Here is a 12,244-nt window from a genome sequence, read left to right on the forward strand (position 1 = left end):
GCGGATTTAGCTCATCTGGTAGAGCGCCACCTTGCCAAGGTGGAGGTAGCGAGTTCGAGCCTCGTAATCCGCTCCAAAAAAGTCCTTACGATGAGTAAGGACTTCATATTTTTTGCGGGTTTATTTCAATTACCAGAATACTTTTCTTCCTGAAAGGAGATGGAGGTGCGACCCCTCTGACCCGCTCCAGTAACGCCTTGCTTTTTAGCAGGGCGATTTTTTGTGCTGTTTTGTGGGTGTGGATAGGGCAGTGATAAGATGAAAAAGATGCGAAAAAGTGCGTAGATAGGCGGCTTGACTGACAGTCCAGCCCGATTTTATTGACATTTTCAAAGCCTTGGTCTATAATGTTGACTATAGAGAGCGCACTCTGAATTATGCTGAAAGGTGACGATGAAAATGGAAGATAAATCTACACTGGGAAAATTTATTCAGACAAAAAGAAAAGAACTTGGCTTATCACAGAAAGAGCTTGCAAAGGCGCTTTATGTTACAGAGTCGGCTGTGTCAAAGTGGGAACGTGGTATATCTTATCCTGACATAACCATGATATCAGGCATATGCGAGGTCTTGCACATTTCTGAGCATGAGCTTTGCACTGCAAGCGAGGATCGTCAGCAGAGGGAAGCCGACCTTATGGTGAAAAGCTATAAACGCTTCGTTCGTGGGTATACTATCATAACAGGACTTTGCTATCTTGGAGCGATAATACCGAGCTTAATTTATAATGTGGCACATGGGGGCATTGGCTGGTTTATGGTGCTTATCACATCGCTTATGCTGACGTTTTCTTTTATAAATGTGCCTGTGCTTGTGAGGGAGAATAGGGCGTTGTGGACGCTTGGGGCTTCAACAGTTTCGCTTATGCTTCTTTATGCCGCAGGGTGCGTTTATTCACATGGGGATTGGTTTGTTATGGCGGTTCTTGGAACTCTTCTGGGGGAAGCTGTCGTATTTTTGCCTTTTGTGCTGAGAAGTGAACAGCTTGAAAAGTATGTGAGAAACAGCAAGGGTCTTGTGTGCATGGCGGCGGATTCGGTACTGACTTTTGCCTGCGTTATTTATGGTACGCTGAAATACGGTGACGTGGTAGATCTTCGTGACGGCATGATGGCGACGGTGGCTTGTGTGGCATTGGTGTGGGCTGTGTTCCTTATTATAAGGTATCTGAAAGTGAACGGCTTTTTCAAGGTGGCACTTTGCTTTGTGGCATCTGCGGTATGGGTAGCGGCAATGACTGTGCTGAGCAATGCATGGAACGGCATGAAACTGTCTGAGATAGTTTCGCTGAAAGGTGCTGACAACAGCCGCTATGATGTTATAGTCTGCCTTTGTCTGGCGGGAGTTGCGGCGGTGCTTGCTATTGCAGGGGTTGTGTATAAGTTTGTGAGGAAAAAACCGCAGGATAGGTAAGGCTGAGAGGACAAAAGAAAGATACAAAACGGATAGGGATAATTGGACCTATACAAAGACATTGGGACGTCGAGGACACCGTCTCCTACATAAATGTGATTAGAAATAGGAAATACTGCACTTGGGTGAAAGCTTGGGTGCGGTATTTTTATTTTGCTGTGAATATTTTACCCGTATATGTCAAAAATAATGCCAGAGGACTTATGCCGCCGATAGCATAAGACTGCCGTGGGCGCAACAGTGGCTGCGGAAATCATATCGGAGAAAGGTTTTGTGTGTATGAAAAAATTCAGTATCAGAAATTCACACGCAGGCAAGGCTCTGGGAGCGAAGGGTGTTTACATTACACTTGCGGCGTGTCTGCTGGCTCTTGGCGGTGCGGGTATAGCTGCATATAACAAGGCTATGGAGGATATCACCGACAATCTGACTATTTCGAGCGTCGACAGCACTGCGCCAAAGCAGGCTGATAACAAGAAAACGGACGTTAAAAAGGACGAAAGCTCCAAGCCGGATGTGGACATTCAGACGCAGCCAAATGTTATGCCTGTGAACGGTGAGATATTAGAGCCGTTTTCTAATGGCGAACTTGTGAAGTCAGAAACTCTCGGCTACTGGAAAACCCATGACGGCGTTGATATCAAAGCTGACCTTGGCGAACCTGTCAAGGCGATGAACAAGGGCACTGTCACAAAGATATGGGACGACCCTCTGTGGGGCGACTGCATGACTATCGACCATGGAAACGGCATTGTAGGGCATTACTACAATCTGTCAAAGGAAATGTCCGTCAAGGAGGGCGACGAGGTGAATGCAGGGGAGGTCATAGGTGCTGTGGGCGACACTGCTCAGGCGGAAGCGGCAGAGCTTTCTCATCTGCACTTTGGCTTGAAAAAGAACGGTCAGTGGATAGACCCTATTGAGTTTATTGACCCTGCTGACAAATAAGCTTTCTTCATTTTGGTGCTTTGTAATACAAAGCGCTGATGTTATAATCCCCCATATAACGCCGCATCTGAAAATTTTCGGGTGCGGTGATACATATGTATTGCAGAATAGAGAGAATTGTGCTATAATTATACTTTAAGGCAATATTGCTGATGTTTTTACACAGAACATAGAGTGGCGGGACGCCGAGGGCGTCGTCCCCTACGGTCTGTTTTATATTGTGTGGATAATGTATAAATTATTGTGAGGTATAATAATGAAAAGCAAAAGAATCTATCCTGCGTTCACTATATCGAAAAAAGGGGAAATGTCTCTGAAAAACGGTCACCCATGGGTGTATTGTGACGAACTGAGAAACGAGCCTGAGGGCTTGAAAAACGGCGAGCTTTGCGATGTTTTCTCTGAAAAAGGTTCTTATCTTGGAACGGGTTTTCTCAGCCTTAACAGCAAGATAAGGATAAGGATCTTATCGGACAACGCAAATGAAAATTTCTCGGAAAATTTTTTCCGCAGACGTATCCGCTATGCTATAGATTACAGAAAAACTGTTATGGGGGACGATTTTTCGGCTTGCAGGCTTATTTTTGGTGAGGCTGACGGCATGCCGGGGCTGACTATCGACAAGTATGGGGATATACTTGTTTCGCAGGTGCTTTCCTACGGCATGGATATGATAAAGGATATGATATTCAGGCTTCTTGTTGAAGAGCTTGAAAAGGACGGAGTTAAAGTTTCGGGCATAATGGAGCGTAACGATGTCGCTATCAGAAAGCTGGAGGGATTGGAGCAGTACAAGGGCTGGTATAGGGCTGAATTTCTCCCTGAGCCACCGTCAAATATCACTGAGATAACGGAGAATGGCATACGCTATGAGGTCGATGTTGAGAACGGTCAGAAAACTGGATTTTTCCTTGACCAGAAATATAACCGCCTTGCGGTGTCGAAGATAGCAAAGGGCAAGAAGGTCCTTGACTGCTTTACCCACACAGGTTCGTTCGCACTCAATGCGGCAATGGGCGGTGCAAGGCACGTTACGGCGGTGGACGTTTCACAGTTCGCTGTTGATACGGCTAGGGAGAATGCTGAGAGAAACGGTTTGACGGACAGAATGGATTTTCTTTGCGCAGACGTTTTCGACCTGCTCCCGAAGCTTCTTGAGGAAAAGTCTGATTATGACATGATAATCCTAGACCCGCCTGCTTTCACAAAGAGCAGAAAGACAGTTGGAAGCGCTGAGAGGGGATATAAGGAGATAAATTACAGGGCAATGAGACTTCTGCCAAGGGGCGGATATCTTGCCACCTGCTCATGTTCACATTTTATGGAGAACAGGCTGTTTGTGAAAATGGTAATGAGTGCTGCAAAGGACGCAGGCGTTCAGCTAAAGCTTATTGAAGCAAGACAGCAAGCCCCTGACCACCCGATACTTCTCAATGTGCCTGAAACGGATTATCTGAAATTTTATCTTTTTCAGGTGGTATAGGGTTGACAAATGCTTGCGGATATGCTATAATATAGTTGTTTAATAAACCTGATATATTTCAGCGAGTCTGCTGAGTTCGGACATAAGTAGCTTATTTTTCCGCAGTAATGCGGCTGCTTCCAGCCGACAAAATAGACGTTTTAGCCCTGTTGTTTTTCAGCAGGGCTTTTTATTTTGCATTTTGGTGTTGACAAATGCTTGCGGATATGGTATGATATAGGTGGCTTAGAAATAAGCGTGGCGCACCCCGTTCAGCGCATTATAAATGTACGGCATATCATAAATTGCCGTTTGTCTGCGGTATCGGACATAAGTAGGTATTTTCTGCAGAGGCAGCTGCTTCCACCGACAAAATAGACGTTTTAGCCCTGCTGTTTTCAGCAGGGCTTTTTATTTTGCATTTTGGTGTTGACAAATGCTTGCGGATATGCTATAATATAGCTGTCGAAAGACCCAATATATTTCAGCGAGTCTGCTGAGTTCGGACATAAGTAGCTTATTTTTCCGCAGTAATGCGGCTGCTTCCACCGACAAAATAGACATTTCAGCCCTGTTGTTTTTCAGCAGGGCTTTTTTTATGTGCTGATATTTAAAAACTGTCATATTGCACATAAAAAGCGAACAAATATTGTATAAGATTTTATGTATAAAAGTGAGAAAAACCTATGGTAATTTGGCTTTAAATCTGTTATAATATATATGTAACCGTGGGCGACGGGATAATTGTGTCCGCACGCTTCGGAATTCAAAAAATTTTTGGAGGTAAAAAACCAATGGCAAAGAAGTATTGTTATCTTTTCTCTGAGGGTAATGCCAACATGAGAGAGCTTCTCGGCGGTAAGGGTGCTAACCTTGCTGAGATGACAAATATCGGTCTCCCTGTTCCTCAGGGCTTTACGATCACAACGGAAGCTTGTACTCAGTATTATGAGGACAACCGTGAGATCAATCCTGAGATCATGGCAGAGATCAACGAGTACATTGTAAAGATGGAAGAGATCACAGGCAAGAAGTTCGGTGACAAGGAGAACCCACTCCTCGTTTCTGTACGTTCAGGTGCTAGAGCATCAATGCCTGGTATGATGGATACAATCCTTAACCTCGGTCTTAACGAAGAAGTTGTTGAGACTATCGCTGCTCAGTCTGGTAACCCAAGATGGGCTTGGGACTGCTACAGAAGATTCATTCAGATGTATTCTGACGTAGTTATGGAAGTTGGTAAGAAGTATTTTGAAGAGCTTATCGACGAGATGAAGGCTAAGAAGGGCGTTAAGCAGGACGTTGAGCTGAACGCTGAGGATCTTAAGGAACTGGCTAACCAGTTCAAGGCTGAGTACAAGTCTAAGATCGGTTCTGACTTCCCAACTGATCCTAAGGAGCAGCTCATGGGCGCTATCAAGGCTGTATTCCGTTCATGGGATAACCCAAGAGCTAACGTATACAGAAGAGATAACGATATCCCTTATTCATGGGGTACAGCAGTAAACGTTCAGTCCATGGCATTCGGTAACATGGGTGACGACTGCGGTACAGGTGTTGCATTCACAAGAGACCCAGCTACAGGTGCTAAGGGTCTGTTCGGTGAGTTCCTTACAAACGCACAGGGCGAGGACGTTGTTGCTGGTGTTCGTACACCAATGCACATCTCTGAAATGGAGCAGAAGTTCCCAGAGGCATTCGCTGAGTTCAACAAGGTTTGTAAGACACTTGAAGATCACTACAGAGATATGCAGGATATGGAGTTCACTGTTGAGCACGGTAAGCTTTATATGCTTCAGACAAGAAATGGTAAGAGAACTGCACAGGCTGCTCTTAAGATCGCTTGTGACCTCGTTGATGAGGGCATGAGAACTGAGGAAGAGGCTGTTGCAATGATCGACCCAAGAAACCTCGATACACTTCTTCACCCACAGTTCGACGCAAAGGCACTCAAGGCTGCTACTCCTATGGGCAAGGGTCTTGGCGCTTCTCCAGGAGCTGCTTGTGGTAAGATCGTATTCACAGCTGATGACGCTGAGGCTTGGAACGAGAGAGGCGAGAAGGTCGTTCTCGTAAGACTTGAGACATCACCTGAGGACATCACAGGTATGAAGGCTTCACAGGGTATCCTTACAGTTAGAGGCGGTATGACATCACACGCTGCCGTTGTTGCTCGTGGTATGGGTACATGCTGCGTATCTGGCTGCTCAGATATCGTTATGGACGAGGCTAACAAGAAGTTCACACTCGCAGGCAAGGAGTTCCACGAGGGTGACTATATTTCAATCGACGGTTCAACAGGTAACATCTATGATGGTATCATTCCAACTGTTGACGCTACAATCGCTGGCGAGTTCGGCAGAATCATGGGCTGGGCTGACAAGTTCAGAACAATGAAGGTTAGAACAAACGCAGATACTCCTGCTGACGCTAAGAAGGCAAGAGAGCTGGGTGCTGAGGGTATCGGTCTTTGCCGTACAGAGCACATGTTCTTTGATCCTGAGAGAATCGCTGCATTCAGAGAGATGATCTGCTCAGACACAGTTGAAGAGAGAGAAGCTGCTCTTGCTAAGATCGAGCCAATGCAGCAGGCTGACTTCGAGGCTCTTTATGAGGCACTTGAGGGTAACCCTGTTACTATCAGATTCCTTGACCCACCACTTCACGAGTTCGTACCAACAGAAGAGGCTGATATCGAGGCTCTTGCTAAGGCACAGAACAAGCCTGTTGAGACTATCAAGGCTATCATCGCTTCACTCCACGAGTTCAACCCAATGATGGGTCACCGTGGCTGCCGTCTTGCAGTAACATATCCTGAGATCGCTAAGATGCAGACAAAGGCTGTTATCAAGGCTGCAATCAACGTTAAGAAGAATCACCCTGACTGGACAGTTAAGCCTGAGATCATGATCCCACTGGTAAATGATATCAAGGAGCTTAAGTATGTTAAGAAGTTCGTTGTTGAGACTGCTGACGCTGAGATCAAGGCTGCTGGTTCTGACCTTGAGTACGAGGTTGGTACAATGATCGAGATCCCAAGAGCTGCTCTTACAGCTGACGAGATCGCTAAGGAAGCTGACTTCTTCTGCTTCGGTACAAACGACCTTACACAGATGACATTCGGTTTCTCAAGAGATGACGCTGGTAAGTTCCTCAATGCTTACTATGATGCAAAGATCTACGAGAACGATCCATTTGCTAAGCTCGACCAGAACGGCGTAGGCAAGCTTATGGAAATGGCTCTTGAACTTGGTAAGCCAGTTAATCCAAAGCTCCACTGCGGTATCTGCGGTGAGCACGGCGGCGACCCAACATCTGTTGAGTTCTGCAACAAGATCGGTCTTGACTATGTATCTTGCTCACCATTCAGAGTTCCAATCGCTAGACTTGCTGCTGCTCAGGCTGCTATTGCACAGAAGAAGTAATTCTTGCAAAGTTTAGGATATCTGAATAGATAACAAAAATTTCACCCCGTATCTTATGATACGGGGTGTTTTTGTGTGCGAACAAAAATAATAGAGGTCTGACGTTTGAGCCAGACCTCTATTTTGCTATGGATAATCACTTTTTCTTTATTTTTTTGTAGTCACGCTCTTTGAAACCGACCATGCACCGTAATATTTTGTGCCGTTCACTGCCGTGTAGGAACGGACACGAACGTAATATTTCTTGTTGCCTCTAAGTTTGGAAATTGTGGTCTTGTCGGTCTTGTTGTTTTTTATGGTGACTTTCTTTGCGTTTGTAAACTTGGAGTTAGTCGCATACTGTATCTCATAGCCCGTTGCAGAGCCTTTTTGCGCCCAATCCACGAAAAATGCTTTGGATTTAGACGTAAGCTTTTGTATCTCCTGTTTGGCAGGGTTTATGGTAAAAGTCTTTGTGATAATGCCACCATATTTGCCTTTGCCTGTTATCTTGACAATTGCCTTGCCGATTTTTTTGTTGTTTGAGTAGGAAGTTGTGTAATCAGTTCCGTTTTTCAGGGCAGTGCCGTTGTATTTCACAGTAATGTTCTGTGTTATAGCCTTGCCTGTGTATGCCTTGGTGGAAATGCCAGAAACGGAAGCTTTTGTGATATCATATTTTGCGGTCTTTATGTTTTTTATGTCAGACCATGGACCATAATAGGTCTTGCTTCCAACGTTTGTGTAGGAACGCACACGAACGTAGTAGGTCTTATCGGCTGTCAGACCACTTATTGTCAGGTTATCTGGCTTGTTGGCAGTGAGGTGTTTGGAATCCGCACCGCTCATGTTTGCACTGGCGGAATACTGAATGTCATAGCCTGTGGCAGAGCCTTTCTGCGCCCAATCCACAAAGAAGCCTTTGTATCTTGTTTCAAGCTTTTGTATGGTCTGCTTGGCAGGGATAATGTCAAAGCCTGCGGTATAACTGCCGTAGTAGTTGCCCATGCCTGAGATAGTGATGTTAGCGTGACCGATTTTAACATTGTTCGTGACTATCACACGATAGTCGATGTTCTGACGTAGAACTTTGCTTCCGTCCTTAACAGTGACTGTCGGAATAATTGCACTGCTTGTGTACTGTGCAGTGCTTGCATAGGAATAGCCTGATGTTGGAAGCTTTTTTGTGGTGACCTTTACAGTGCAGACGGCAGACCTTCCGTTAGGCAGGGAGGCTGTTATCTTTGCTGTGCCTTTGCCCGTGGCGGTCACAATGCCGTCTTTTACTATGGCAACGGCTGTGTTGGAGCTTTTCCATGTTACTGACTGAGGAGTGTCTGAGGTCACGCTGGCTTTTAGGGTAATGCTGTCGCCGTATGTGATTTCTTTTGACGTGGAGTCAAGAGTTATTTGTGTATTGTCACTGCTGATAGGATAGCTTTTCAGGTCGGGCAGACTTGAAAGTGTCACGGCATAGTCGCTGTTATAGACTTTTTGCCACATACTTTTCTCGGTATATTTCTCAGAGCTTGATATGCAAAACTCACCGCTCCATGTGCCGAAATATGACCATGCGGTGTTTGCATCAAAGGCTTTGTCAAGGTCGAAAAGACAGCCGTTTTCTGTAAGGGCAACTATTTTTCCGTTTGGTGAACAGTCTGTGGCTTCAAGATATTTTGAGCTTTGGGCTGAATAATCTCTTGTGCCGGGGTAGATATCCTCTCCGATTATGTCAACATATTCGTCGCCAGGATACCAATTTGCCGCCTGACCATTCCATACCCATATGATATTGTCAAGCTTGTATTCATTCGTGAGCTTGTCATATATTGCCTGCCAAAGCTTTTTGTAGGCTTCCGAGCCGTCTGCACCCCACCAGAACCAACCGCCGCTTGCCTCGTGGAGCGGTCTGAACAGTACAGGAACGTCTGCGTCAGAAAGACGTTTGAGTTGTTTGGCGATCTCGTCAACGTCGCTCATAAGAGTGTTGTAGCCCTTAGGGTCTGAGCCGTTCATTATTTTGGTAAGCGAGAACTTTGAGCGGTCAACGTTTTTGGTGTAAAAACCACCCCACCAACGTGGATTTCCGCCGTCTGTACCTGAGAGGAGATATTTGTCAGGGACGTTCCAATGCCAGCAGAATGTTACTATTCCTCCTGCCCGAGAGAACTCGATAGCCTTTTCGACAGCGTCGGAGGTGTCACCGTTCTGGACACGGCATGGAGTATAGCGCATAAAGTCAAGACCTAACATAGCAGGAGCCTGACCTGTGGCGGACTTTATAGCTTTGAACTCAGCGCCGTTAAGACCACCATCGCAATACTGTCCTGTTATGACCTTTTTGCCGTAAACGTCTTTCATATAGCTGTAAAGGCGCTGTGTGCTTTGTGAAGCGTATGGGTCAACGAGATTTTCAGCGGCAGTGTAGGCATTTGAAAAACTCATTTTTTCAATGGTTATGTAGTCGAGAGTAAAATATCCCCACGACATTGTTATTTTGACATTGTTCTGACCCTTTTTGAGATAAATACCATTCACTGTGGACGCTTTATAGGCAGAGCCGTTTGCACTGCTGAAAGTGCCTGCATTTGAGCCGTTTACAGAAAGGTTGTTTATCTTATCCGAGCCTTCCCCGCGGCTGTAAAGCTTTATTTTGTAGTATCCGCTTTCGCTGACTGTAACAGTCTGTGACCATGTGCAGCTTGAGTCTGAAAAACTAACTGACCTAGAGCCTGATGCGGAGCTGTCTGTTTTGATATAGGCAGAACCGCCCAAAGTGCCGTTTTCGGCTTCATATTTAAGCGTCTGCTGTGCAAAAACAGAAAGCTGAGCCGAGCCTGTGGTGAGCATGGCCGCACTTAAAAATGCGGCTGCGACCTTTTTGATATTGAAATTCATAGATGTTTTTTCCTTGTTATATTATTTACTGATAAAGCTAAGAGCTTAAAAGCATACATTTATTTTAGCATAATTTTTGTGGATTGTAAACAATATATCAAGGCTAATTATAAGATGATTTGTAAACTTTAATTTTGCTTATTTCATTAGCCAAATTTCGCAGACATATTCGGTCGTGTATGAAATATCACCATTAGGCTTTTGCTGACTATCACATCTATCATATATTGCGCAGCCGAAATATTTGTAATCCAGTCTTTGTGAATAAACTGTAAGTGTGCCTTCTTTATCAGTGAAAAGCTCGTTTGAAAAATTTACTTTTTTGGCATACTCAAATACTTCATCATAGCTTTTACAGCAGTTCATTACATAGCTTACCCTTATAAATTCACTGTCTGAGGGAAGTCCAACGTCGCTGAGGTTGCTTTTTAGCTTATCCAATGTTATTTCATTCCTAGTATCGATCTCGCCCTCGCTTTCCACATAAAGGACAAGTTCTCATTTTTACGCTCCTTCCTATATAGCGAATTTTGCCGTGCATTATTTCATTGCATATATCCTTATCCCATATCTTTGTCCGTCATATGGACACCATTCGTTTGCAGTTTCTTTGGCGTTCTTATCCATAAGTGGGTCGGGGTAGTAGACTACTGAAAGATAGGTATAATCATTCATGCCATGCGCAAGGTCATTATCATTGAAATTGTCATTTGGAAAGTCTTGATGTAGGGCTTCAAGACATTTTTTTAATGGGTCTTGCCCTTCATCATAGTGAAAGCCCCAGCCATAAACAAATGTTATCTCACTGTTTAAAGGCAAACCAACATTTGCAAGTTCAGAATATGGGTCAGATGTTAATTCGATATGAGTTGTAGTAGCTGTATCTTTTTCTGCATGCAAACTGTCAAGCACTGCTTTGTCTAGCTGACCGCAAGCCCTGAATGGTTTAAGACCATAGCTTTCACGGATATTGTTTATATATTTAAGATAGTAGATAGTCATTTCTTCTGCTCCGTCCTCGGAATAATATGACGGCTCGGGCTCGGCTGGAGCTGTGTTATCCTCCTGCTGAACGTTATTTTCATCAGGCTGATTTTCACCATTATTTTCTTCAGGCTGAGTTTCTTCAGGCAAGGTTGTTGTAGTGGTAGTAGTTCCTGCTGTGCCTGTGGAAGCCTGCCTAATACCGCCTGAAATTATGTCTATCTCATCTGCCGTTGGTGCAGGTGCGGTGGTGGTAGTAGGTACAGTTGTTGTGGCGGCAGTCGTTGTCTGCGGTATGGTCGTTACAGTGGCAGAAGTTGTCACAGCTTTTGCAGGCTCAGGTGTTTTAGTTTCTACGGCATTGTTTTTCTTGCTGACAACGGCAAACACTGACGATGCGGCTATGATAGCGACTGCAACACAAACCATTGGTATGGTTCTTTTGCGTGACGTGTTTACCTTTATAAGTAATTCTTTACGCTCGTTGACGATGGACATACAGGCAAAGCAGAAAGTAGAATCATCGTGAAGCTCGCTGCCACAGTGAGGACAAGTTCTCATTTTTTACGCTCCCTTGATTTGGTTATTTTAATTCTATCACATTTTCTGTAAATTGTAAATATGTGTGAGACGTTTTGCATGATTTTTAAGAATGCTCACTGTCTATGCAGGCTTTTATTTGACATTTCGTCATTCATGTGATATAATCATAGTGTGAGCGAGCTATGCGATAGCGTAAACGTTCTAGGTTTATGAGGAAAGTCCGAGCATCATAGAGCAGGATAGCTGATAACGTCAGCCGAGGGTGACCTTAGAGCCAGTGCAACAGAAATATACCGCCAACTTTTGTTGGTAAGGGTGGAAAGGTGGGGTAAAAGCCCACCAGAATGGCGGAGACGTCATTGCTATGTAAACCTTATCCGATGCAACACCAATGGTAGCTTGCAAGTCAATGGCTGCTCGTCAGACTTGGGGCTATAGGTGGCTAGAGCTGTGCGGCGACGTACAGTCCAGATAGATTATCGCACTCGACAAAACTCGGCTTATCGGTTCGGTCACATTTGCTCCGTCAGTTAAACTTTTTTTAAGCTTAACTACGGGGCTTGTTTTTTAATAATATATAAATTTGGTCATT

The 12,244-nt window shown here is 44.7% G+C and carries 7 protein-coding genes, 1 tRNA gene and 1 other RNA gene; 6 read left to right on the plus strand and 3 right to left on the minus strand.

Annotated elements, in window-relative coordinates; genetic code table 11:
- From AB5Z01_RS08355 to ppdK, 5 genes are all read left to right on the plus strand, one after another.
- Nucleotides 1–76 (plus strand) — tRNA-Gly (locus AB5Z01_RS08355).
- A 323-nt stretch (nucleotides 77–399) separates the two neighbouring features.
- Complete coding sequence (locus tag AB5Z01_RS08360) at nucleotides 400–1,413, plus strand: helix-turn-helix domain-containing protein (protein WP_368365454.1); 1,014 nt, start codon at nucleotides 400–402, stop codon at nucleotides 1,411–1,413.
- Nucleotides 1,414–1,692: 279 nt separating this feature from the next.
- Nucleotides 1,693–2,361, plus strand: coding sequence for a M23 family metallopeptidase (locus AB5Z01_RS08365; protein WP_287216446.1), 669 nt, complete (start codon nucleotides 1,693–1,695; stop codon nucleotides 2,359–2,361).
- Nucleotides 2,362–2,617: 256 nt separating this feature from the next.
- A complete protein-coding gene (locus AB5Z01_RS08370; RefSeq protein ID WP_287216445.1) occupies nucleotides 2,618–3,844 on the plus strand; it encodes a class I SAM-dependent rRNA methyltransferase in 1,227 nt (408 codons plus the stop codon).
- A gap of 773 nt (nucleotides 3,845–4,617) precedes the next feature.
- A complete protein-coding gene (gene ppdK, locus AB5Z01_RS08375; protein WP_022288531.1) occupies nucleotides 4,618–7,248 on the plus strand; it encodes a pyruvate, phosphate dikinase in 2,631 nt (876 codons plus the stop codon).
- A 147-nt stretch (nucleotides 7,249–7,395) separates the two neighbouring features.
- Here ppdK and AB5Z01_RS08380 read toward each other — a convergent pair whose 3' ends face one another.
- From AB5Z01_RS08380 to AB5Z01_RS08390, 3 genes are all read right to left on the minus strand, one after another.
- A complete protein-coding gene (locus tag AB5Z01_RS08380; protein ID WP_287216410.1) occupies nucleotides 7,396–10,125 on the minus strand; it encodes a glycosyl hydrolase in 2,730 nt (909 codons plus the stop codon).
- 138 nt (nucleotides 10,126–10,263) lie between these two features.
- A complete protein-coding gene (locus tag AB5Z01_RS08385; protein WP_368365455.1) occupies nucleotides 10,264–10,566 on the minus strand; it encodes a hypothetical protein in 303 nt (100 codons plus the stop codon).
- 99 nt (nucleotides 10,567–10,665) lie between these two features.
- Nucleotides 10,666–11,670: a zinc ribbon domain-containing protein gene (locus AB5Z01_RS08390; RefSeq protein WP_278460298.1), complete on the minus strand. Its 1,005-nt coding sequence runs from the start codon at nucleotides 11,668–11,670 to the stop codon at nucleotides 10,666–10,668.
- Nucleotides 11,671–11,824: 154 nt separating this feature from the next.
- Between AB5Z01_RS08390 and rnpB the strand changes: the two genes are divergently transcribed.
- An RNA gene (rnpB, locus tag AB5Z01_RS08395) (RNase P RNA component class A) lies at nucleotides 11,825–12,171 on the plus strand.
- Nucleotides 12,172–12,244 lie beyond the last annotated feature (73 nt).

The sequence above is a fragment of the Ruminococcus sp. RTP21359st1_H3_RTP21359_211015 genome (assembly GCF_040909065.1).
In the GTDB taxonomy this organism is placed as follows: domain Bacteria; phylum Bacillota; class Clostridia; order Oscillospirales; family Ruminococcaceae; genus Hominimerdicola; species Hominimerdicola aceti.

Bases quoted from the DNA above. Each gene is read 5' to 3' on its own strand.
- AB5Z01_RS08360 (WP_368365454.1), top strand. From the start codon at position 400: ATGGAAGATAAATCTACACTGGGAAAATTTATTCAGACAAAAAGAAAA.
- AB5Z01_RS08365 (WP_287216446.1), top strand. From the start codon at position 1,693: ATGAAAAAATTCAGTATCAGAAATTCACACGCAGGCAAGGCTCTGGGA.
- AB5Z01_RS08370 (WP_287216445.1), top strand. From the start codon at position 2,618: ATGAAAAGCAAAAGAATCTATCCTGCGTTCACTATATCGAAAAAAGGG.
- ppdK (WP_022288531.1), top strand. From the start codon at position 4,618: ATGGCAAAGAAGTATTGTTATCTTTTCTCTGAGGGTAATGCCAACATG.
- AB5Z01_RS08380 (WP_287216410.1), bottom strand. From the start codon at position 10,125: ATGAATTTCAATATCAAAAAGGTCGCAGCCGCATTTTTAAGTGCGGCC.
- AB5Z01_RS08390 (WP_278460298.1), bottom strand. From the start codon at position 11,670: ATGAGAACTTGTCCTCACTGTGGCAGCGAGCTTCACGATGATTCTACT.